Source organism: Ruminococcus difficilis (assembly GCF_016680995.1).
The window spans coordinates 124,864-146,251 of sequence record NZ_JAEQMG010000041.1; the positions used below are offsets into that span (position 1 = coordinate 124,864).

22 protein-coding genes and 1 tRNA gene are annotated in these 21,388 nt (G+C 51.9%); 18 read left to right on the plus strand and 5 right to left on the minus strand.

Features of this window, described 5'->3' with window-relative positions; translation table 11 throughout:
* Nucleotides 1-48 precede the first annotated feature (48 nt).
* The 3 genes from JKK62_RS04050 to queA all read right to left on the minus strand — a co-directional run bounded on the left by JKK62_RS04050 (nucleotide 49) and on the right by queA (nucleotide 1,731).
* Entirely contained in the window at nucleotides 49-423 is a 375-nt protein-coding gene (locus JKK62_RS04050) for a type II toxin-antitoxin system death-on-curing family toxin (RefSeq protein WP_186833397.1), read from the minus strand.
* Entirely contained in the window at nucleotides 420-599 is a 180-nt protein-coding gene (locus JKK62_RS04055) for a hypothetical protein (protein WP_186833396.1), read from the minus strand. The genes JKK62_RS04050 and JKK62_RS04055 overlap by 4 nt, the downstream gene beginning before the upstream one ends.
* A 106-nt stretch (nucleotides 600-705) precedes the next feature.
* Nucleotides 706-1,731 (minus strand): tRNA preQ1(34) S-adenosylmethionine ribosyltransferase-isomerase QueA, encoded by a 1,026-nt coding sequence (gene queA, locus JKK62_RS04060; protein ID WP_186833395.1) that lies wholly within the window; start codon nucleotides 1,729-1,731, stop codon nucleotides 706-708.
* A gap of 171 nt (nucleotides 1,732-1,902) precedes the next feature.
* Between queA and asd the strand changes: the two genes are divergently transcribed.
* The 7 genes from asd (at nucleotide 1,903) to JKK62_RS04095 (ending at nucleotide 8,736) form a co-directional block, all read left to right on the plus strand.
* The gene (gene asd, locus JKK62_RS04065) at nucleotides 1,903-2,988 is read left to right on the plus strand and encodes an aspartate-semialdehyde dehydrogenase (RefSeq protein ID WP_186833394.1); all 1,086 of its coding nucleotides are present in this window, start codon (nucleotides 1,903-1,905) and stop codon (nucleotides 2,986-2,988) included.
* 85 nt (nucleotides 2,989-3,073) lie between these two features.
* Nucleotides 3,074-3,973: a 4-hydroxy-tetrahydrodipicolinate synthase gene (gene dapA / locus JKK62_RS04070; RefSeq protein WP_186833393.1), complete on the plus strand. Its 900-nt coding sequence runs from the start codon at nucleotides 3,074-3,076 to the stop codon at nucleotides 3,971-3,973.
* A gap of 163 nt (nucleotides 3,974-4,136) precedes the next feature.
* Nucleotides 4,137-4,886 (plus strand): 4-hydroxy-tetrahydrodipicolinate reductase, encoded by a 750-nt coding sequence (gene dapB / locus JKK62_RS04075; RefSeq protein WP_186833392.1) that lies wholly within the window; start codon nucleotides 4,137-4,139, stop codon nucleotides 4,884-4,886.
* A 140-nt stretch (nucleotides 4,887-5,026) separates the two neighbouring features.
* The gene (locus JKK62_RS04080) at nucleotides 5,027-5,254 is read left to right on the plus strand and encodes a putative Se/S carrier protein (RefSeq protein ID WP_186833391.1); all 228 of its coding nucleotides are present in this window, start codon (nucleotides 5,027-5,029) and stop codon (nucleotides 5,252-5,254) included.
* Nucleotides 5,251-6,393: an aminotransferase class V-fold PLP-dependent enzyme gene (locus JKK62_RS04085; RefSeq protein ID WP_186833390.1), complete on the plus strand. Its 1,143-nt coding sequence runs from the start codon at nucleotides 5,251-5,253 to the stop codon at nucleotides 6,391-6,393. Before JKK62_RS04080 ends, JKK62_RS04085 begins: the two co-directional genes overlap by 4 nt.
* A gap of 155 nt (nucleotides 6,394-6,548) precedes the next feature.
* Nucleotides 6,549-7,424, plus strand: coding sequence for a diadenylate cyclase CdaA (gene cdaA, locus JKK62_RS04090; RefSeq protein WP_186833389.1), 876 nt, complete (start codon nucleotides 6,549-6,551; stop codon nucleotides 7,422-7,424).
* Nucleotides 7,411-8,736, plus strand: coding sequence for a CdaR family protein (locus JKK62_RS04095; RefSeq protein ID WP_186833388.1), 1,326 nt, complete (start codon nucleotides 7,411-7,413; stop codon nucleotides 8,734-8,736). Before cdaA ends, JKK62_RS04095 begins: the two co-directional genes overlap by 14 nt.
* Nucleotides 8,737-9,405: 669 nt before the next feature.
* Here the strand turns inward: JKK62_RS04095 and JKK62_RS04100 are convergent.
* Nucleotides 9,406-10,566, minus strand: a complete 1,161-nt coding sequence (locus JKK62_RS04100; RefSeq protein ID WP_201427028.1) for an FtsW/RodA/SpoVE family cell cycle protein — start codon at nucleotides 10,564-10,566, stop codon at nucleotides 9,406-9,408.
* A 383-nt stretch (nucleotides 10,567-10,949) separates the two neighbouring features.
* On the opposite strand from JKK62_RS04100, the gene tsaE reads away from it, so the two are divergent.
* From tsaE to JKK62_RS04125, 5 genes are read left to right on the plus strand one after another with little or no spacing between them, the layout of a single operon-like run.
* Nucleotides 10,950-11,387 (plus strand): tRNA (adenosine(37)-N6)-threonylcarbamoyltransferase complex ATPase subunit type 1 TsaE, encoded by a 438-nt coding sequence (gene tsaE / locus JKK62_RS04105; protein ID WP_186833386.1) that lies wholly within the window; start codon nucleotides 10,950-10,952, stop codon nucleotides 11,385-11,387.
* On the plus strand, nucleotides 11,362-12,078 hold the full coding sequence (tsaB, locus tag JKK62_RS04110; RefSeq protein ID WP_243411753.1) for a tRNA (adenosine(37)-N6)-threonylcarbamoyltransferase complex dimerization subunit type 1 TsaB: 717 nt from the start codon (nucleotides 11,362-11,364) through the stop codon (nucleotides 12,076-12,078). The genes tsaE and tsaB overlap by 26 nt, the downstream gene beginning before the upstream one ends.
* Nucleotides 12,075-12,524, plus strand: a complete 450-nt coding sequence (gene rpiB / locus JKK62_RS04115) for a ribose 5-phosphate isomerase B (protein ID WP_186833385.1) — start codon at nucleotides 12,075-12,077, stop codon at nucleotides 12,522-12,524. The genes tsaB and rpiB overlap by 4 nt, the downstream gene beginning before the upstream one ends.
* A 34-nt stretch (nucleotides 12,525-12,558) precedes the next feature.
* Nucleotides 12,559-13,254 (plus strand): uracil phosphoribosyltransferase, encoded by a 696-nt coding sequence (upp, locus tag JKK62_RS04120; protein WP_186833384.1) that lies wholly within the window; start codon nucleotides 12,559-12,561, stop codon nucleotides 13,252-13,254.
* Nucleotides 13,251-13,763, plus strand: coding sequence for a hypothetical protein (locus tag JKK62_RS04125; protein WP_207752130.1), 513 nt, complete (start codon nucleotides 13,251-13,253; stop codon nucleotides 13,761-13,763). The genes upp and JKK62_RS04125 overlap by 4 nt, the downstream gene beginning before the upstream one ends.
* 62 nt (nucleotides 13,764-13,825) lie before the next feature.
* Here the strand turns inward: JKK62_RS04125 and JKK62_RS04130 are convergent, their stop codons facing one another.
* On the minus strand, nucleotides 13,826-14,122 hold the full coding sequence (locus JKK62_RS04130) for a hypothetical protein (RefSeq protein ID WP_186833382.1): 297 nt from the start codon (nucleotides 14,120-14,122) through the stop codon (nucleotides 13,826-13,828).
* Nucleotides 14,123-14,259: 137 nt separating this feature from the next.
* Here JKK62_RS04130 and JKK62_RS04135 point away from each other — a divergent pair.
* The 6 genes from JKK62_RS04135 to JKK62_RS04160 all read left to right on the plus strand — a co-directional run bounded on the left by JKK62_RS04135 (nucleotide 14,260) and on the right by JKK62_RS04160 (nucleotide 21,348).
* Nucleotides 14,260-14,346 (plus strand) — tRNA-Leu (locus JKK62_RS04135).
* Nucleotides 14,347-15,224: 878 nt separating this feature from the next.
* Complete coding sequence (locus JKK62_RS04140; RefSeq protein ID WP_201427029.1) at nucleotides 15,225-16,070, plus strand: diacylglycerol/lipid kinase family protein; 846 nt, start codon at nucleotides 15,225-15,227, stop codon at nucleotides 16,068-16,070.
* 216 nt (nucleotides 16,071-16,286) lie between these two features.
* Nucleotides 16,287-17,198 carry an XdhC family protein gene (locus JKK62_RS04145; RefSeq protein WP_186833380.1) on the plus strand — a complete coding sequence of 304 codons (912 nt, stop codon included), beginning with the start codon at nucleotides 16,287-16,289 and terminating at the stop codon, nucleotides 17,196-17,198.
* Between the two features lie 99 nt (nucleotides 17,199-17,297).
* Complete coding sequence (gene metF / locus JKK62_RS04150) at nucleotides 17,298-18,176, plus strand: methylenetetrahydrofolate reductase [NAD(P)H] (RefSeq protein WP_186833379.1); 879 nt, start codon at nucleotides 17,298-17,300, stop codon at nucleotides 18,174-18,176.
* Nucleotides 18,173-18,826, plus strand: coding sequence for a vitamin B12 dependent-methionine synthase activation domain-containing protein (locus JKK62_RS04155; RefSeq protein ID WP_186833378.1), 654 nt, complete (start codon nucleotides 18,173-18,175; stop codon nucleotides 18,824-18,826). Before metF ends, JKK62_RS04155 begins: the two co-directional genes overlap by 4 nt.
* A gap of 92 nt (nucleotides 18,827-18,918) precedes the next feature.
* Nucleotides 18,919-21,348, plus strand: coding sequence for a homocysteine S-methyltransferase family protein (locus JKK62_RS04160; RefSeq protein ID WP_186833377.1), 2,430 nt, complete (start codon nucleotides 18,919-18,921; stop codon nucleotides 21,346-21,348).
* Nucleotides 21,349-21,388 lie beyond the last annotated feature (40 nt).

The following is a 21,388-nucleotide window of genomic DNA, read 5'->3' on the forward strand; positions in this document are numbered from 1 at the left end:
ATAATATTGCCATCGCGTCGCCTATTTCGATGGTTTAAATGGTTATCTTCATTCAAATCGTTTGATCCAATCCAAAACATCTTCGTATTTTGCTTTACCGGAAGCAACGTCCATTCCGATTTTTATGACGTCATCGTCAGAAGGTGAAATATAAATTCCGTTCATCTCAAGAAAAGCAAGCATAACATACATTCCGATACGTTTGTTTCCGTCAACAAATGCATGATTTGAAATCAAAGAATAACCAAGTTTTGCGGCTTTCTCTTCTTTTGACGGAAAAAGCTCAATTCCGTCAAAGGTTTGATAAGCGGATTCTAATGCGCTTTCAAGAAGTCCGAAATCTCGCACTCCCTCGTCGCCGCCCGTTTCTTTTGCAATCAATTCATGTAAGAGCAAAACCTTTTCTTTACTGAATTTGATCATTTTGCCAACTCCTCAAACGCTTTGTGATATTTATTCAGTACATGAGCAGAAACCAGTTTAAACTTTTCTTCATCACGGGATTCATCTGTCGAATTGATTAAGTATTCAATCACATCGCTTAACTGTTCATCGGAAATAATATCTATGATACTTTTTGCATATTCTCTTTCGCTCATTCTGAAAGCCTCCGTTCTCTGTTATATATCTGTATGATATATTAGTTTTATTTGAGTGTCAACGATATATTATGAAGTGAATATAAATGGAGAATCGGTATATCTTCTAAACAATCAACATCGCGTCGCCGAAAGAGAAAAAGCGGTATTTCTCCCTGACCGCGACCTCATACGCCTTCATCGTCTTATCGTAGCCGTAAAAAGCGGACACCAGCATGATCAGTGTGCTTTCGGGCAGATGAAAATTGGTGATCAGTCCGTCGAGTACCTTGAATTCAAAGCCGGGATAAATGAAAATATCGGTAAAGCCGTCACAGGCTTTGATCTCGCCGTACTCCGCCGCGACACTTTCGAGCGTACGGCAGGAGGTCGTACCGACCGCGATCACGCGTTTGCTGTTCGCTTTCGTTTTGCGGATCAGCTCAGCGGTCTCTGAGGGTATCTCATAATGCTCACTGTGCATTTTATGCTTGGTGACGTCATCGACCTTGACGGGCCTAAATGTGCCTAAGCCGACATGGAGCGTGACGTATCCGATGTTTACGCCCTTCGCGCGGATCCGATCGAGCAACTCATTCGTGAAATGCAGACCGGCAGTCGGAGCGGCGGCTGAGCCGAGCTCATGGGAATAGACCGTCTGATAGCGCTCCTGATCCTCGAGCTTTGCGGTGATATAGGGGGGCAGAGGCATTTGACCGATCTTGTCGAGGGTGGTATAGATATTCTCCTCGCTCTGCAGTTCGACGATACGGTTGCCGTCGTCCACGACATCGACGACCTCGGCTTTGAGCAAGCCGTCGCCGAAAATGAACTTGGCGCCGATCTTCGCTTTCTTACCGGGCTTGACCAGCGTTTCCCAGCGATCACCGCTGAGCTGCTTCAACAGCAGGAATTCGATCTTCGCGCCGGTATCCTCCTTGACGCCGTAGATGCGCGCGGGGATCACGCGGGAGTCGTTGACGATCAGACAATCGCCCTCGTTGAGATAGTCGAGTATATCATCAAAACGGCGGTGCTCGATCTCATCATTCTCACGGTGAAGCACCATCAATCGGGAATGATCCCGCGGCTCGATCGGCGTTTGCGCGATCTGTTCCTGCGGTAAATCATAATAAAAATCACTTGTCTTCATACATTGACCTCAAAAAACGCAGTTGTTACATAATTGAAATTGACAAATCCGCAACGGAATGGTATATTATAACATGACGTAAATTATACATCTGTATGAATTTGCCTATCATATAATATATTATTATTGGAAAAAACTCAACTGTTTTTTTGAAATTGGGAGGTATATAATATGAAAACGTTTAATGTCGGAATTATCGGCGCCACGGGCATGGTCGGTCAGAGATTCTCTCTCTTGCTCGAAAACCACCCGTGGTTCAATGTTACCGCTGTCGCCGCGTCCAAGCGCAGTGCCGGCAAAACCTATGCCGAGGCTGTCGAAGGCAGATGGGCGATGACCGCTCCGATCCCCGCGAATATCAAAGATATGGTCATGATGGACGCCGCCGATGTAGAGGCGGTCGCCGCGAAGGTCGACTTCGTATTCTGCGCTGTCGATATGAAGAAGGATGAGATCAAGGCGCTGGAGGAGGCTTACGCCAAGGCTGAGTGCCCTGTCGTCTCCAACAACTCCGCGAACCGCGGTACACCCGATGTGCCGATGATCGTTCCCGAGATCAATCCCGATCACGCCGAGATCATCCACGCGCAGAGAAAGCGTCTGGGCACCAAACGCGGCTTCATCGCCGTCAAGTCCAACTGCTCTTTGCAGAGCTATGTTCCCGCGATCCATCCCTTAAAAGAGAAATATAAGGTCAACAAAGTCCTTGCCTGCACCTATCAGGCGATCTCCGGCGCCGGTAAGACCTTTGAGCGCTGGCCCGAGATGGTCGACAACCTGATCCCGTATATCGGCGGTGAGGAAGAGAAGAGCGAGCAGGAACCGCTCAAGCTCTGGGGGCATATCGAAGGCGACAAGATCGTCAACGCGGATGACATTGCAATCACCTCACAGTGTCTGCGTGTACCGGTCTCTGACGGTCACACCGCCGCGGTATTCATCGACTTCGGCGTAGAAGAAAAGCCGAGCGTCGAGGAGATCATCGATATCTGGAACAACTACAAGGGCAGAGCACAGGAGCTCGAGTTACCCTCCGCCCCCAAGCAGTTCCTGCATTATTTCACCGAACCCGACAGACCTCAGATCAAGTCTGAGCGTATGCTCGAGGGCGGTATGGCGGTATCCGTCGGTCGACTCAGACCCGATACCCAGTATGATATGAAGTTCGTCTGTATGTCCCACAACACCCTGCGCGGTGCTGCAGGCGGCGCGGTTTTGATGGCTGAACTGCTCTGCGCCGAGGGCTACATGGACTGATAACGAGTGATCAGTGGTCAGTGATTTATTGATCGATCATTGATGTTAATACTCCTTTTTATCACATTTATCAGGAGGATTCTTTATGAATAAGCATATTTTTACAGGTGCCGGCGTAGCGCTGATCACCCCGATGCACAGCGACGGTTCCGTCAATTTTGAAGAGCTGGCGCGTTTACTGGAATTCCAGGTCGAGAACGGTACTGACGCGATCATCGCGTGCGGTACTACCGGCGAGGCTGCTACCCTGACCGTCAAGGAGCATTGCGAGGTATTATCCTTTGTCTGCGAGCGTATCAACGGTCGTATCCCCGTTATCGCGGGTACCGGCTCCAACGATACCAGCACGGCGATCGAGCTGAGCAAATCCGCTGAGGCGTCCGGTGCTGACGCGCTGTTATCCGTCACACCTTATTACAATAAGACTTCGCAGAACGGCTTGATCCGCCACTTTACCACCATCGCGGACAACATCGATCTGCCGATGATCCTGTACAATGTACCTTCGCGTACCGGCTGCAACATCAAGCCCAAGACCTACGCGGAGCTGTGCAAGCATGAAAACATCGTTGCGACCAAGGAAGCGAACGGCGATATCTCCAGCGTATCACAGACACGTTCTCTGTGCGGCGACAGACTGGATATCTATTCCGGCAACGACGACCAGACCGTGCCCTTCATGTCTCTGGGCGCTCTGGGCGTTATCTCGGTATTCTCCAACTTCTGTCCGAAGGAAATGCATGAGATCTGTGAGCTGTGCCTGAACAACAACTTTGTGGAAGCCTCCAAGCTGAATTTCCACTATGTTGAGCTGATGGATATCATGTTCTCCGACGTCAACCCGATCCCCGTCAAGACCGCGATGAACCTGATCGGCTTCAACGCAGGCGAGTGCAGATTGCCGCTCGTGCCGATGAGCTATTCGGGCTATCACGATCTCAAGGATTGCCTTGCGAAGTACAACCTGATCGGTAAATACGCGTAAGAAGCGTGACGCTTCACCTATTCCGTCTTTGGATCACCATGATATGATGCGAGGCGGGATCTGAACAAATTCATATTCAAACACACAGGGCGAAGCACTTCGCCCTGTTTCACAATGTTGTTAATGTAACAGTCATTGTGAAGCCCATATAAGGAGGTTTTTTATGATCAAGATACTGCTCAACGGCTGTCTCGGCAAAATGGGACAGGCTGTGGAAGCTTGCATCAACGAGCGCGAGGATACGATGATATCCTGCGGCGTCGATATCGCCGACGGCGACAAAGCATATCCCGTATACACCTGTTTTTATGACGTTCAGGAAAAGCCCGACGTTATCATCGACTTTTCCAATCCGCTGGTGCTCGATGATATGCTCGCTTTCGCCGTGAAGAACCAGACTCCCGTCATCATCTGCACCACCGGTTTTTCCGACGCGCAGGTGCAGAAGATCAAGGATACCGCGAAACAGATCCCTGTGTTCTACTCCGGCAACATGTCGCTGGGCATCAACGTGCTGATCGCGCTGTCCAAGATGGCGGCTAAGGTGCTGTACAACAGCTTTGATATCGAAGTGGTGGAAAAGCATCATAACCTCAAAATCGACGCGCCCTCCGGTACCGCGCTGATGATCGCCGACGCGATCAATGAGGAGATTGGCGGCGCTCAGTATGTCTATGACCGTCACGCGTACCGCAAAAGACGCGAGCATAACGAGATCGGCATCCACTCCATCCGCGGCGGTACGATCGTCGGCGAGCATGAGGTCATCTTCGCGGGTCATGACGAGGTCGTTTCCTTGAAGCACCAGGCACAGAGCAAGGGCGTATTCGCGGCAGGCGCTGTCAATGCCGCCGCCTATATGAAGGACAAGCCCGCGGGACTGTATGATATGTCGGATGTATTGAAGGGCTAATGACAGTCGTGCAATGATCGATATTCCGATACTCGGATGCTTTTGTTATTAATGACGCAGAAAAAAGCGCCACGGCTCTGCGCGCATCTCACACCTTTGTTTTTCTATCATAGACTGATAGGGAACAGAGGTGTTTTTTTATGAAAAATGAATTGATACTTTTGCCTTCCGTGACCTACGCGATGAAAGCAAAGAGTATTTTGGAACAATATCAGATCCGTTCTTATATCCAGCGCACGCCCAAAAATGTGAATATCAAATCCTGCGGTTACTGTCTGTTTGTGCCGAACCGAACCGATGAAGCGGAAAAGCTCCTGCGCCAAAAGGGCGTCCGCGTTCTCGGCAGAGCGGAGCGGGAGAAGCCGTGATCTACCTCGACAACTCCGCCACCACGTACCCAAAGCCGCCGCAGGTGATCCGCGCGGTACAGCAGGCGGTCAAGAGCTATGGCTTCAACCCCGGCAGAGGCGGATATCGGCAATCCCTGCAAACAGCGCGGATGGTGTACGAGGCGCGCGAGACGATCGCGGCTTTCTTTCACGCGCCGTCATCCGAAGCCGTCATCTTCACGCCCGGATGTACCCAAGCCTTGAACACGGTCATCAAGGGCGTGCTGCATCACGGCGATCATGTTGTCATATCCTCCTTAGAGCACAACGCGGTATACCGTCCGCTGTATCAGCTCAAGGAGATGGGGGAGATCACCTTTGATATCGCCGACGTCGTGATAGGGAATGACGAAGCGACATTATCCAACTTTCGCAACGCGATCAATCGACACACGCGGTTGATCCTCTGCACCCACGCCTCCAACGTCATCGGCTATAAATTGCCGACAGAACGTCTTTGCGCGTTGGCGCACAGCTACGGCATCATGTTTTGTCTGGACGCCGCCCAAAGCGCGGGCGTTTTCCCGATCGACATGGTGAATGACGCATATGACTATGTTTGCTGTCCCGGACACAAATATCTTTACGGCCCGATGGGAATAGGACTGCTGCTGATCGGAAATGATAATCGTATCGCTCCGCTGATCGCCGGAGGCACGGGGAGTATGTCCGCACAGCCGGAAATGCCGGATTTTTATCCCGATCGGCTGGAAGCGGGCACACAGAACATCGCGGGTATACTCGGGTTGAAAGCCGGTGTGGATTTTGTCATGTCACACGGGATCGAGAGGATCTATCAAAAAGAAAACAGGCTGATCGAGGGGCTGTATCGAACATTGAAGCGCCATGATAAGCTCCGTATTATCGGCAGAGAGGATGACCGGGAGGGCGTTTACGCGCCGGTACTGGCGTTTACTGTCGACGGCACGGACAGTGAATCCGTCGCGGTAAAACTCTCCGAACAATTCAATATCGCCGTCAGAGGGGGATTACACTGCGCTCCGTTGGCTCACAAAGCGCTCCATACAATCGACAGCGGCGTTGTCCGCGTCTCGCCGTCAGTATTCACTTCCGCCGATGAAACGGCATATTTACAGAGGGTATTAAGCAGAATGTAAATGCAATGTGAAATCTTTCTGAAAAATACCGGTTTCACCTTGCAATCATAAATAACGTATGTTAGAATAAAAATGTGATTGATTAAATTGAGTTAGTATGGTCTTTACAAATAAAGGATCATCAGGAATGTTAAAGCCTTCGGAAGGACGAATGTATGGAACAAACTTTTTTCTCACAGCTGTTAGCAACATTGAAAACCTTTACCTTTAAGGATTTTATCGATGTTGCGATCATCGCGCTGTTATTATTCTATCTGTTACGATTATTCCGTCAAAGCCGTGTCGGTCAGCTGATCAAGGGCTTCTTGATCTTATTGGCCGTCTACGGTGTGTCGTATCTTTTCGAGCTCACGATGCTGAAGTATATCCTCAACTCGATCTTCACCTATTGGGCGATCATCTTCATCGTCGTGTTCCAGCCCGAACTGCGACTGGGTCTGGAACGGCTGGGCCGATCTAACAAAAGACTGCGAAGTTTTGTATCCTCGACGGTACAGAATCCCGAGGATCAGATCTATAGGGCTCTCTCCGATGTGGCGGATACCTGCGCTGTTTTCTCCAAATCCAAGACCGGCGCGCTGATCGTGTTTGAACGCGAAACACCGCTCGGTGAGATTGCTGACACCGGTACCGTTCTCAACAGTGACGTATCTCCCGCGCTGTTGGGCAACATCTTCTTCAACAAAGCGCCTTTGCATGACGGCGCGTGTATTATCCGCGAGGGCAAGATCCATGCGGCGGGCTGTATTCTTCCGCTGTCGGATAACCTGAACATCAGTCAGGATCTGGGCACACGCCATCGCGCCGCGATCGGTATGTCCGAGGCGAGTGACGCGGTCGTGGTCGTCGTATCGGAAGAGACCGGCAGTATCTCTGTCGCGCTCAACGGTATATTGACGCGCGATTTCAAACGCGATGACCTTTATAACAGGTTGGTCGAATTGATCATTGTCGGAGATAACAACAACGCTTCCGGCATGTTTGCTACTCTTTTCAACAAGCGAAAGGAGAAGAAGAATGAAAAAGAATAAAAAGAGTTTCTTATCAAGATTATTTGATTCTAACATCTTCTTGCTGATCCTTTCCTTCATCCTCTCCTTCACATCATGGATCATCGTATCGTTTGTTTCCGATACCAATATCAAGTCGGTCAACGTTCCCAACGTACCGGTCACCATCAATCTGCCTGATTCGGATTTTGATTACACCTATTTTATCGATAAGTACTCCGGTGTATCAACTAACGATAACGGCGTTCCGCTGGTATCTGTCGATGTCAAAGGCAACGCGATCATCGTCGGCTCCTTAAAACCCGATAATATCACGATCACCGGCAAACTCAATATTCCCGACAACGCCGTTCTGTCGCCGCAGGAATATAAGGTCACTCTGAATTATGAGAAGACCGGCACGCTGACGAACTATGACGTTGAAGCGATCACTCCCTCGACGTTAACGGTATTTGTCGATCAGCCTCTGGAAAAGGAATTCGATATCGTCAACTCCTGTTCCTTCAAAAACGACGATAAAGACAAGTACGCCAACGTTACACTTTCTCAGTCAAAAATCAAGGTCACCGGTCCCGAATCCTTAATCAATGAGATCGCTACCGTAGAAGTGCATGGTGAGATTACCGAGGAAGGAACCAGCAAGAGGGATTTCATCTACAAAGACAAGGAAGGCAGAACGTTAGAAGATTATTATCTTACTCCCGCTGTCGAATCTGTCGACGTCACCGCCAAGCTGCTTCCGATCGCTACCGTTAATCTGAAGGTCGAATACAAAAACAAGCCGAGCGGCGTAAAGACGCAGGCGAACGTATCACCCTCTGCAGTCAGGATAGCCGGCGAGCAGTCCGAGCTGGATAAGTACAAAAACGGTTTGACGCTCACGACGCTGGATTACACCGATCTGAAGAACGAAAGCTTCAAGGAGGATTTCACCATCACGCCTCCGGATAATTGTAAGATCGTCGCGGATGGAAACGAAAAGACCGCTCCCACCAAGGCTACGGTGTCGCTGGATCTGAGCCCGTACTCAGACGGTTCTGTTTCCAAGAAGATCACCTATGAATCCGACGGCTACACCTACGCCTTTACGCCGGGTGAGATCAGAGTGAAGCTTTACGGAAATGAGGACGAGATCAAGGATATCACTTCGGATGATATCAAAATGACCGTCGAGATCCCGGATGACTTCAAGGAAAAGCTCAGTGAATTACAAACCGGTCAAAGCGTGTCCAGACAGGGTATCAAGCTACAACTCTCGTTGAGCGGTGATTATACCGAAACATGGATCTACGGATCATACACGGCTGATCAGGTCACTGTCACAAAGAAATAATCACCAACGCACTGTCACACGGCAGTGCGTTTTCTTGTGTCATAAACAGTCCAATCAATATCTGAGAAACCGATTACCAAGGCTCCCTTTGGTAAAGGTGCCCCCGTTGGGGGAATGTCCGAAGGACAAGGGGAGATTCCCCTGTTAGGGGAAATGTCCGCAAAGCGGACAAAAGGGTCGGCTGTCTTCGCAGAAGAAGCCGCTTCCGGCGAGGAGGCTGTTGAGGCGTTAAGCCGAAACTGAGGGATTGTATTAAACTGTCTGAGCGAACCGAGTATCTCAATGAAATAACGTTTATGTTATCGCAAATAAAAAATGAATAATCTCCCATTTTCCAAGGCTCCCTTTGGGAAAGGGAGCTGTTGAGGCGTTAAGCCGAAACTGAGGGATTGTATTAAATTGTCTGAGCGAAGCGAGTATCTCAATGAAATAACATTTATGTTATCGCAAATAAATAATGATTAATCTCCCATTTTCCAAGGCTCCCTTTGGGAAAGGGAGCTGTTGAGGCGTTAAGCCGAAACTGAGGGATTGTATTAAACTGTCTGAGCGAAGCGAGTATCTCAATGAAATAACGTTTATGTTATCGCAAATAAAAAAATCTCCTATATAAAGCAAAAAAACTCCCTTCACAACGGAAGGGAGTGATTCATCATCTACGATATTCGATCAGAAACGCGCGGGCGTCATGTACTTATACTTATTGATTTTGAGCACACCCTGTGACGAATCCGATACATCCTTATGATAATGCACGCTCTGTACCAGCCCGATACTGATCAGAACGGATAGCAGGGAGGTACCGCCGGAGGAGAAGAACGGAAGCGTGATACCGACGACGGGGAGCAGTCCGAGCACCATGCCGATATTGATGATCGACTGCACGCTGATCATCGCGAACACGCCGACACAGATCATCCTGCCCAGATAATCGCGCGCCGACATCGCGTTCATCGCGAGCTTGACGCAGATCAAAAGAAGGATGAATACCAGCAGCACACAACCGATGAAGCCGAGTTCCTCGCCGGCTACGGTAAAGATAAAGTCGTTTTCCTGTTCGGGAACGATACCCGAGGCGACCCTCGCGCCGTTGCCGAGACCCGTGCCGCTCAGTCCGCCCGAGGCGACGCTGACCTTGCCCTGATACTGCTGCCATCCGTAGTTCTTCATCGCGTTGCCGTCGATGTCAAAGATCGCGGTGAAGCGGTTCTTTTGCTCCTCATTGAGGAAATAGCTCCACAGGATCGGGATGCCCGCCGCGAGCAGTACGATCATGATCAGGAAGTATCGGAGCTGTACGCCGCCGATAAACGCCATGATGATGAACATGAACAGGAAGATCAGCACTGTACCGTCGTCGCCCTGCATATGGATCAGCACCACCGGTACCGCCATATGGATCACCAGCGAGATAACGCCGAGCAGGTGATGGAGCATATCATTCTCCTTGAGCAGCTGCATATGTCGGGAGAAGGTGACGATGAAGAATACCTTCACCAGCTCCGACGGCTGGAACGAGATCCCGCCCGGCAGCATGATCCACGCGGTATCATCCGTACCGGTAACGTTTCGTCCGAATACGAACACCATCAGCAGCAGTCCGAGCGAGATGATCATCAGCAAGATCCAGTGCTTTGATATCCGCTCATAGTCGATGAGCGTGACAACGACCGCCGCGATATATCCCAATATCAGCGCCAATATCTGCGGCGTCATGTAGCTGTAATCCGAGGCTCTCTGCATGGAGTTGATCAACAGCAGACTGTAAGCGCTCGCGGAGATCGTCAGCAGCCACAGGATCACATCTGATTTTGTGAAAAATTGAGTCAATCCTTTTATCGCTTTTTGCATAGAGTACCTTTCAATAGTTTTTCGATCGAAGAAAAGGACGCGCGCGTCCCATCTCAACCGATCTGAATAATCGTCATTGCGAAGTCCCTTGACACGCGTGTCGGGGACTTCGCAATCTCAACCGAAAAGGCTCCCTTTCCTAAGGGAGCTGTCACGAAGTGACTGAGGGTTGATATAAATTGCTCGACCGAAGAAAGAAACGATATTTCGATTTCTGTTTTCTCCTATCATTATAGTGAATGACACACTTGAATTCAAGATAAATATTTGTAATAATTTCGCTAATTTTATCCTATAGCATTATTCCGAGGCGATCATATGATAAAATATTCAATTGATAATAACAATCAGAGGTAGATTTCATGAGAGTGACAACCTCCTGCGCGCGTGATACGGAGCAACTCGGCGAGAAGCTCGCGTCTGTATTACTGGGCAAAGAGATGATCGCGCTGTTCGGCGATCTCGGCGCGGGCAAGACCGCTTTTACACGCGGGCTGTGTGCCGGACTGGGGATCCGTGACGGCGTATGCAGTCCGACCTTCGCGATCGTCAACGCGTATCAGGGAAAGTTTCCGGTCTATCACTTCGATATGTACCGCATCACCGACCTCGATGATCTGTTTGCGACCGGTTTCTATGACTATATCGGCAACGGCGTCATCATCATCGAATGGAGCGAGAATATCGAGAGTGAGCTCGAGCCGGATTGTATCCGTATCCGTATCGAGAAAACGGAAAATGAGAATGAGAGAATATTTGACATAAGGGGGCTGGATGAATATGCTGATCTGTTCCGTTGATTCCTCCGCGACTCCCGCGTCGGTGTGTTTACTGGAGGATGACAGGATCATCGCCGAGTATTATCTGAACACCGGCTTTACGCACAGCCAAACGCTGATGGCAATGCTCGAATCGGTCTTGAAGATCTCCGGCAAAAGCGCCGGTGATATTGAACTGTATGCCGTCAACAGCGGCCCCGGCAGCTTTACGGGCGTGAGGATCGGCGTCAGCGCCGTCAAGGGCATGGCATACGCGCTGGATAAACCCTGCGTCGAGGTGTCGACCTTAGAGAGTATGGCGTACAATCTTCTCGGCAGTCACACGATCGTCTGCGCCTGTATGGACGCCAAACGACGACAGGTCTATCACGGACTGTTCCGAGTGGACGGTGATACAATCGAGCGGCTGTGTGATGATACCGCGATCGCGGTGGACGATCTGCTCAACGGTTTGCCTGATCACGAGGAGATCATCCTCGTCGGCGACGGCGCCGAATTGGTGGATCAAAGCACGGATGATCCTTTGATCACTCTGGCTCCGCCGAACCTCAGATACCAAAGAGCTTCATCGGTCGCTTTGGCGGCTGTTGAAAAATACAACAGGGGAGAGGTCGTCTCTCCCGCGGCGCTGATGCCCCGCTATCTCCGCTTATCTCAGGCAGAACGGGAGCGCAACGCCAAAATCAACAAAGAACAGGATGGTGCATTATGATAGCGATCGGATGCGATCACGGCGGTATCGCGATCAAAAACGCGGTGATCAACTACATGAAAGAGAATGGGATCGAGTATAAGGACTACGGTTGTTATACCGACGAGAGCGTGGATTATCCCGTCTACGCATATCAGGTGGCAAAGAGCGTCGCCGACGGTGACGCAACGCTGGGTATCATCTGCTGCGGTACCGGCATCGGCGTTTCGATGGCAGCCAACAAGGTCAAGGGCGTCCGCGCGGCGGTATGCACCGATGAATTCTGTGCCGAGATGACACGCCGCCACAACAACGCCAACATCATGTGTATGGGCGGCAGAGTGATCGATGAGGAAAAAGCGGTCAAGCTCGCTTCCATCTTCCTGAACACTCCCTTTGACGGCGGCAGACACGAAAAGCGCGTCGATATGATCACGCAGATCGAAAACGGAAGTTTTACATTATAACATGTATTCATGATAACAGAAAGAAGGATTCATTATGAACAGTAAAGTTACGATTTTTGACCATCCGCTGATCCAGCATAAGCTGTCGATCCTGCGTGATGAGAACACCGGTACCAAGGAATTTCGCGAGCTGATCTCCGAGATCTCCATGCTGATGTGCTATGAGGCAACCAGAGATCTGCCTCTCGAGGATGTAGTGATCAAAACTCCTATGGCGACGATGACCGCGAAGAAGATCGCGGGCAGAAAGCTGGCTTTGGTTCCGATCCTGCGCGCAGGCTGCGGTATGCTGGACGCGATGCTGCGGATGGTTCCGTCCGCCAAGGTCGGTCATATCGGTCTGTACAGGGATGAAGTCACCCATAAGCCTGTCGAGTATTATAACAAGCTCCCGGGCGATGTGGATGAGAGAGATGTATTCGTCCTCGATCCGATGCTCGCTACCGGCGGCAGCGCTGCCGACGCGATCAGCATCATCAAGCGCTCCAATCCCCGCTCCATCCGTTTTCTGTGCATCATCGCGGCTCCCGAGGGCATCGAGGTGCTGACTAAGTCCCATCCCGACGTAGAGATCTACTGCGCCGCCAAGGATGAGAAGCTTAACGAGAATTGCTACATTCTGCCCGGTCTGGGCGATGCGGGCGACCGTATCTACGGTACCGACGTCGTCGGTGAGGTCTCTGTCGATAAGCGCGGCAGTACCGTCAAGCTGCGTTCCAAGACCAAATGATGAAAAGGATTGTAGCGATACTGTGCTCGCTGGCACTGTGTACGTTTTTCTTCTCTGCCTGCGGTAAAAAAGCCGACGGTACGATGGAACCCGTGCAGGATGAAAACGGCTCCGTGACAGGTTATGAGCGCGTATATCATAACGAAAACGGCGATATCACCCGCTGGGACGTCTATGACGTTAACCAAAAGTACGATCACTATGTGCTTTATGAGTATGACAGCAACAATCGTCTGGCGAAGGAAACCTACTATCAGGCTGACGGCATCGGCGTATATTATTACGCCTACTCCTACCATGAGTCCGGCAAGATAGCGGAGGAGGATTTTGTCTCCGTCAAGGACGGCTCGACGCGTACGCTCTATGATGAGGACGGTCACGAGTCAAAACGCTATACCTTTGACCGTAATGATCAACTCGTCAAATATGAGGAGTATCAGAACAACACGTGGGTGGAATCCGAACCGCCGACTCAGGATGCCGAAACGGAAGTGCCGACGACAGCATAATACAACATAAAACAAAAGCCGCCTTCCTGTGTGAAAGCGGCTTTGCTGTTATTCTCGAATGATTAAGCTTTCTTATGGGCTTCCTCGGCAGGCGCCTCTGCCTCTTCGGCGACAGGCTCCGCGGCAGTTTTCTCAACGGGAGCTTCATCTGCTGCAGCCTCATCCACAGGCGCCTCGGTAGCGTCCTCGGTCGGGATCTCGGTGCCTTCCGTGTTAATGTTGATGTTCTCGGACTCCGCCCATTCGATCACTCTGTCTCTGCCCGCTTTGGCGGTCTCAGCAACCGCAACGATAAAATCATCCGCGGCAAGGACAAAAGACTTCGCGGTTTTGAGCCAATAATGTTTTAATTCAGCCATAATCATAACTCCTTTGTTTTTTCTTTATTATACCCTGTCCCTACCGCAAAGTCAATTAACTTTTTGTAAAGAGAACCATCGCTTAGAAATAACACTTGATTTATTGACAGAATTGTTGTATAATACGAAATGTTCCCGCCGGCATGTCGGAATTGGCAGACGAGACAGACTCAAAATCTGTTGTCTTTGCGGGCGTGTGGGTTCGAGTCCCACTGCCGGCACCATTGTAATATAAGAGGACATCCTTATGGGTGTCCTCTTATATTTCCGAAACGCTGTGACGGCAGTGGGACTCGAAGGCGAGTGTGCAAAGCCGTAAGCTGTGCGCACGGCGCAGGTAAAAACAGTATTGTATACTGTTTTTAACGAGAGCGCAGATAGAGCGCCTTTGTTACCGGATGGCAACAAGCGATATCAAATCTTCGATCAGATAAAACATACACTGCCGGCATTACCTTGATTCATAAGAGTATCATTAAGGATGCCCTTTTGTATTTCCGAAACGCTGTGACGGCAGTGGGACTCGAAGGCGAGTGTGCCAAGCCGTAAGCTGTGCGCACGGCGCAGGTAAAAACAGTATTGTATACTGTTTTTAACGAGAGCGCAGATAGAGCGCCTTTGTTATCTGATGGCAACAAGCGATATCAAATCTTCGATCAGATAAAACATACACTGCCGGCATTACCTTGATTCATAAGAGTATCATTACGGATGCCCTTTTGTATTTCCGAAACGCTGTGACGGCAGTGGGACTTGAAGGCGAGTGTGCCAAGCCGTAAGCTGTGCGCACGGCGCAGGTAAAAACAGTGTTAACGCCTCCCTTTGGTAAAGGGAGGTGGGCTCGCTTGCGAGCTCGGAGGGATTGCATCAATTGCTCGACCGAAGGGAGTTAATCTGTATTATCTGTTGTAATAACATCAAGGTAGATTAATTAAGATACTCGCTTCGCTCAAACAGTTTAGTCCAATCCCTCAGTCGCCAACAGGCGACAGCTCCCTTTACCAAAGGGAGCCCATTATGATGACAGCGTATCGTACGCGCCCACTTTACCAAAGGAGCCTAAATACTGCTTCTTAACACGATGAAGAAAGAGGATAAACCAATGCAGCATTATACGATCTTATACAATCCGCTGAGCGATAACGGACAGGGCGAGGCACACGCCAAGGTTCTCACCGGACTGCTCGAGGGCAACGACCTGCGCTTTGTCGACCTTACCAAGAACACCGATATCAAAACGATCATCAATTCTCTTCAAGCGGATGACAAGCTCGTCATCTCCGGCGGCGACGGTACGCTGAACCGTTTTCTCAATGATACCGACGGCATGGAGATCCAAAACGAGGTTTACTTTTTCTCGGCGGGCACCGGTAATGATTTTCTGTCGAGCGTCGGGGTTGAAAAAGGAAATCTGGTACCGATCAACCAATTCTTCGGCAAGCTGCCGACCGTCACCGTCAACGGCAGGGACTACAAGTTCATCAACGGCGTCGGCTACGGCATCGACGGCTACTGCTGTGAGGTCGGCGACGAGATGCGAGAAAAGTCCGATAAGCCCATCAATTACACAAGTATCGCGATCAAAGGGCTTTTGTTCCACTTCAAACCCGTGAACGCGACCGTGACCGTGGACGGCAAGACGGAAAAGTTCAGTAACGTCTGGCTCGCGCCCACCATGTTTGGCAGATTCTACGGCGGCGGTATGATCCCGACTCCCGAACAGAACCGTGAGGACGGCACCGTGTCCACAATGGTCTATCACAACTGCGGCAAGCTCAAGGCGCTGACGGTGTTCCCGAACATCTTCAAGGGCGAGCATGTCAAGGAAGAAAAGATCGTCAAAATCTTCAAGGGTCACAGCGTAACGGTCGAATTCAACCGACCCACCGCGCTGCAGATCGACGGCGAGACCATCAAAAACGTCACCTCTTATTCCGTGAATATTTGATCAAAGCGACAAAGCTCCGAGTGATCAGCAATAACATTAAGTTGAGAAGGCTCCCTTTGGGAAAGGGAGCTGTCCCCGAACGGGGACTGAGGGATTGTATCAATTGATCGAGCAACAGCGAGATACAATTTCTTAACTTAATGACATTGCGAGTGATCGGGGCTTTTCCTATTGATTTCAACGGCAAAAACAGTTATACTGGGAGCGGTGATCAAGATGAAAGCTACTGTATTGCAAGAACTGCTGGATCAACTGAATAGGGGAGAGAGCCCCGATCTGATCCTCTCAGCCGACGGTCAGACCTATATCCGCAAATTCGCCGAGGCTGACCGACTGATCCTCTTGGGCTGCGGTCATGTGTCGATCGACGTATACCGTTTGGCTAAGACCATCGGCTTCGACGTCGTCGCGGTCGACGACAGACCCATGTTCGCAAACTTCGAGCGATTTCCCGACGCGCAGGTCATCTGTGACGAGTTCATCTCCGCGATCGAGAAGCTCCGTATCACGCGCAGGGATTATGTGTGCGTGCTCACCCGCGGACATCTGTGGGACGCGCAGTGCATCCGCGCGATCCTGTCAGGAGAAATGCCGTATTATCTGGGACTGATCAGCTCCAAAAAACGTGCCGCGGGACTGCGGGAGATCCTGATCGAAGAGGGCTTCCGAAAGGAGGACATCGACGCGATCCACGCTCCTATCGGGCTCAAGATCGGCGCGATGACCACCGCCGAGATCGCGGTGTCGATTTGCGCGGAGTTGATACAGGAGCGACATAAGCGGTATGTCAAGCCGCGTGAGAATGAGCTGACGCAGACGAATGTCGACTATGATCTGCTGCGCTATCTCGCGACTTTCGATGAACCGCGCGCGATGGTGACTGTGCTTTCCTCTACCGGCTCCACACCCGTCAAAAGCGGCAGTATGATGGCTGTCAACGCACTCGGTCACGTCGCGGGCACTGTCGGCGGCGGCTGCGGTGAGGCGGCGGCGATCAACAAAGCGCGGCGCATCATCGGCAGGGACGATCAAGCCGTATTGCACATCGATATGAGCAACGAGGTCGCGGCGGACAACGACATGGTCTGCGGCGGCACGATGACCGTATTGATCGAAAACATCACCTAACTTGCTTTAAAGCGATAAATATGTTATACTGGGTTGAAAACGCGATATCATGCGATATCGTCACAACATCGGTTTATCCGACTGTATCAGGAGTACAATATGAAAATCATCAATCTTTTGAATAACGACCGCTGTACGCTGTCCTTCGAGGTGTTCCCGCCGAAGGTATCTTCCTCCTTTGACGAGGTCAAGCCCGCTATCGAGAAGATCGCGCAGCTCAAGCCGTCTTTTATGAGCGTGACCTACGGCGCGGGCGGCGGTACCAGCCGCTTCACTCTCGATATCGCCGAGGATATCCGCAACCGTTACAGTGTGCCGACAATGGCGCATCTGACATGCGTTTCCTCCACCAGAGAGACCGTCCTCGAGAAGATCAACGAGCTCAAAAAGGCGGGCATCCAGAACGTCATGGCGCTCAGAGGTGACCTGACGCCCGAGATGAAGCTCAGCGACGCGAAGCACTGGGACTACTCTCATGCGGTCGATCTGATCCGTGAGCTGAAAAACAGCGGCGCGGATTTCTGCATCGGCTGTGCGTGCTATCCCGAGGTACATCCCGAAAGCCAACACCAGACCGACGACATCTTTTATCTCAAAGAAAAAGTCGACGCGGGCTGTGATTTTATGACCACGCAGATGTTTTTTGACAACAATCTGCTGTATAACTTCCTCTACAAGATCCGTGAGGCGGGCATCACCGCGCCTGTCGTGCCGGGCATCATGCCGATCACCAGAGCCATCCAGCTCAAGCGCGCGATCGAGCTCTCCGGCTCCTTCATCCCACAGCGCTTCAAGGCGATGGTCGACCGCTTCGGCGGCGATGACCGCGCGATGGCGCAGGCGGGTATCGCGTACGCGACCGACCAGATCATCGATCTGTACGCCAACGGCGTCAAGCATGTCCACCTCTACACCATGAACAAGCCTGAGATCGCGCGCGCCGTAATGAACAATCTCAGCAGTATCATCGGCAAATGATCCGCACCCTGACCATCGCCCCACCCGCGTGGGACAAGCGCGAGATCATGCGCTACGCCCGGATCAGGGGCGCCGATAACAGCTATGACGCTCTGATCGACGAGTGTATCAACGAAGCGGAGCCGCTGTTGACCTATCGGGTGTGTTGTATGACCCTGCCGGTCGATCCCGACGGCGGGATCACGATCGGCAATGAGCATATCGTATCGCAAACGGTCGGCAAGGCGATTTGCGGATCCGAAGCCGTCATCTTATTCGCGGCGACGGTCGGATCCCCCTTTGACCGCCTGATTGCGCGGTACAGCCGTGTGGAACCGTCCAAGGCGCTGATCCTGCAGGCAATCGGCGCAGAGCGTGTAGAAAGCCTGTGTGACGCGTTTTGCGCGCAGATGAGCACAGAGCTGAGTAAAACGGGAAAACGCCTTACACGGCGCGTCAGCCCCGGTTACGGCGATATTGAGCTGAGCTTGCAGAAAGAGATCTTCGCGGTACTGGATTGTCCGCGCAAGATCGGCTTGACGCTCGACCAAAGCCTGCTGATGTCACCGAGCAAGTCCGTCACCGCCATCGTCGGTATCACGGACGGTTGCGAGGAACAGCAAAACAACTGCGCGGATTGTGATAAAACCGACTGCGCTTATCGCAGATAAATCATTTCAATTGTAGGGGAGGGTCTTGACCCTCCCGATTGCACATTTAATTCATGTGAAAATCATTGAACAATCTATCATCAGGTGTTACTATGAACTTCAAAGAATTCTTACAACAGAACATCGTGATCCTCGACGGCGGGATGGGTACGCTTTTGCAGGAACGCGGCTTACAGCCGGGTGAACAGCCGGAGCGCTGGAATCTCAGCCATCCCGAGGACATCACCGCCATCCACAAGGCGTATTTTGACAACGGCTCCAACGTGGTCAATACCAACACCTTCGGCGCGAATCTCCTGCATTATGACGAGGCGGAGTTGACCGCCGTTATCAAAGCGGCTGTCGCCAACGCGCAAAAAGCACGTGAGCTGAGCACTGCGCCGCAGGAAAAATTCATCGCGCTGGATATCGGACCCACCGGCAGACTCTTAAAGCCGCTGGGCGATCTCGACTTTGAAGAGGCGGTCACGGTCTTTGCCAAAACCGCACAGATCGGCGCCCAGTGCGGCGTCGACCTCGTGATGATCGAGACCATGAACGACAGCTACGAGACCAAGGCGGCGCTGTTGGCGGTCAAAGAGACCTGCGACCTGCCTGTGCTCGTATCCAACGCCTACACCGATAAGGGCAAGCTGATGACGGGCGCGTCTCCCGCGGCGATGACCGCCATGCTTGAGAGCATGGGCGCTGACGCGATCGGCGTGAACTGTTCCTTCGGTCCCGATAAGCTCCAACCCATCGTGGAAGAGTACCTGCGCTGTGCCTCGATCCCCGTGATCCTCAAGGCGAATGCCGGTATGCCGACGAATGTGGACGGCAAGACCTTGTATAACATTCTGCCGCCGTCCTTTGCGGATATCACCGCGCGCATGGTGCAAAAGGGCGTGCGCGTCGCGGGCGGCTGCTGCGGTACAACGCCTGAGTATATCAAAGAACTCTGTGAACAAATCGATGATATTCAGTTGAGATTGCCGCGGAATGAATCCCTCGCAATGACGATCGATAAGAAGAACACCACCGTGATCTCGTCCTACACCGACGCGGTCACGTTTGCGGACGATCCGGTGCTGATCGGTGAGCGCATCAATCCCACCGGCAAAAAGCGCCTGAAAGAAGCGCTGCGGAACAATGAGCTCGATTATATCCTCAGCGAAGGTCTCAAACAGCAGAGCGCGGGCGCACAGGTGCTCGACGTCAACGTCGGACTGCCCGAGATCGACGAGCCCGCTATGCTGACCAAGGTCGTCTATGAGCTGCAAGCCATCATCGATCTGCCGCTCCAGATCGACACCTCCGACCCTGTCGCGATGGAGCAGGCGCTCCGCGTTTACAACGGCAAGCCGCTGATCAACTCCGTCAACGGCAAGCAGGAGAGCATGGACGCGATCTTCCCGCTGATGAAGAAGTACGGCGGTACAGCGATCGCGCTGACGCTGGACGAAAACGGCATTCCCGACACGGTAGAGGGCAGGGTAGAGATTGCGAAGAGGATCATCGACACCGCCGCGTCCTACGGCATCGACAAGAAGGATCTGATCTTCGACACCCTCGCGATGGCGGTCAGCGCCGATAACAACGCCGCCAAGGTGACGCTCGGATCACTGAACGTCATTCGTCATGAGCTGGGCGCGCATACTTCGCTGGGCGTTTCCAACATCTCCTTCGGACTGCCGCAGCGGGATATCGTCAACGCGACATTCTTTGCGCTGGCGCTTGAAAACGGCTTATCCGCCGCGATCATGAACCCCTTCTCCGCCGAGATGATGAAGACCTACTACGCGTATCGCGTGCTCAAGGGTCTGGACGAGAACTGCACCGACTACATCGCCTTTGCCGACACGGTGCAGAGCAATATCACCATCAATGAGAAAGCCGTGGGTAGTGCGGTCGATGAACAGCTCACCCTGCGCGGCGCGGTGACCAAAGGGCTGAAAGAGCCCGCCGCGAAGCTGTGCAAGGAGCTGCTGCAAACTGTCGAGCCGCTCACGATCGTCAACGATCACATCATCCCCGCGCTGGATGAAGTCGGCAGAGAATATGAGCAGGGGAGAGTCTATCTGCCCGGTCTGCTGATGAGCGCCGAGGCGGCAAAATGCGCCTTTGAGGAGATCAAGGCGACCTTATCCGACACCGGCGGCAAGACCAAATGCGCCTTTGTGATCGCGACCGTACACGGCGATATTCACGATATCGGAAAGAATATCGTCAAGCTCCTGCTCGAGAACTACGGCTTCGACGTCAGCGATCTGGGCAAGGACGTACCGCCCGAGGTGATCGTCAACGAAACCGTGCGTCTGCACGCTCCGCTGGTGGGACTGTCTGCATTGATGACCACCACCGTGCCCGCGATGGAAGAGACCATCCGTCAGCTGAGAGTATCGGCTCCGTGGGCAAAGATCGTGGTCGGCGGCGCCGTGATGACCAAGGAATACGCGGATTCCATCGGCGCCGATCAGTACGCCAAGGACGCGATGGATACCGTAAGATACGCGGAGACGGTGAACGATTCTATTGACGGTTAACGGTTAACGGTTAATGGTTAACGGTTGTGGAAAACGCTGA

Excerpts from the sequence above, each read along its gene's own strand:
- JKK62_RS04050 (WP_186833397.1), bottom strand. The coding sequence starts at position 423 with ATGATCAAATTCAGTAAAGAAAAGGTTTTGCTCTTACATGAATTGATT.
- JKK62_RS04055 (WP_186833396.1), bottom strand. The coding sequence starts at position 599 with ATGAGCGAAAGAGAATATGCAAAAAGTATCATAGATATTATTTCCGAT.
- queA (WP_186833395.1), bottom strand. The coding sequence starts at position 1,731 with ATGAAGACAAGTGATTTTTATTATGATTTACCGCAGGAACAGATCGCG.
- asd (WP_186833394.1), top strand. The coding sequence starts at position 1,903 with ATGAAAACGTTTAATGTCGGAATTATCGGCGCCACGGGCATGGTCGGT.
- dapA (WP_186833393.1), top strand. The coding sequence starts at position 3,074 with ATGAATAAGCATATTTTTACAGGTGCCGGCGTAGCGCTGATCACCCCG.
- dapB (WP_186833392.1), top strand. The coding sequence starts at position 4,137 with ATGATCAAGATACTGCTCAACGGCTGTCTCGGCAAAATGGGACAGGCT.
- JKK62_RS04080 (WP_186833391.1), top strand. The coding sequence starts at position 5,027 with ATGAAAAATGAATTGATACTTTTGCCTTCCGTGACCTACGCGATGAAA.
- cdaA (WP_186833389.1), top strand. The coding sequence starts at position 6,549 with ATGGAACAAACTTTTTTCTCACAGCTGTTAGCAACATTGAAAACCTTT.
- JKK62_RS04095 (WP_186833388.1), top strand. The coding sequence starts at position 7,411 with ATGAAAAAGAATAAAAAGAGTTTCTTATCAAGATTATTTGATTCTAAC.
- tsaE (WP_186833386.1), top strand. The coding sequence starts at position 10,950 with ATGAGAGTGACAACCTCCTGCGCGCGTGATACGGAGCAACTCGGCGAG.
- tsaB (WP_243411753.1), top strand. The coding sequence starts at position 11,362 with ATGAATATGCTGATCTGTTCCGTTGATTCCTCCGCGACTCCCGCGTCG.
- rpiB (WP_186833385.1), top strand. The coding sequence starts at position 12,075 with ATGATAGCGATCGGATGCGATCACGGCGGTATCGCGATCAAAAACGCG.
- upp (WP_186833384.1), top strand. The coding sequence starts at position 12,559 with ATGAACAGTAAAGTTACGATTTTTGACCATCCGCTGATCCAGCATAAG.
- JKK62_RS04125 (WP_207752130.1), top strand. The coding sequence starts at position 13,251 with ATGATGAAAAGGATTGTAGCGATACTGTGCTCGCTGGCACTGTGTACG.
- JKK62_RS04130 (WP_186833382.1), bottom strand. The coding sequence starts at position 14,122 with ATGGCTGAATTAAAACATTATTGGCTCAAAACCGCGAAGTCTTTTGTC.
- JKK62_RS04140 (WP_201427029.1), top strand. The coding sequence starts at position 15,225 with ATGCAGCATTATACGATCTTATACAATCCGCTGAGCGATAACGGACAG.
- JKK62_RS04145 (WP_186833380.1), top strand. The coding sequence starts at position 16,287 with ATGAAAGCTACTGTATTGCAAGAACTGCTGGATCAACTGAATAGGGGA.
- metF (WP_186833379.1), top strand. The coding sequence starts at position 17,298 with ATGAAAATCATCAATCTTTTGAATAACGACCGCTGTACGCTGTCCTTC.
- JKK62_RS04155 (WP_186833378.1), top strand. The coding sequence starts at position 18,173 with ATGATCCGCACCCTGACCATCGCCCCACCCGCGTGGGACAAGCGCGAG.
- JKK62_RS04160 (WP_186833377.1), top strand. The coding sequence starts at position 18,919 with ATGAACTTCAAAGAATTCTTACAACAGAACATCGTGATCCTCGACGGC.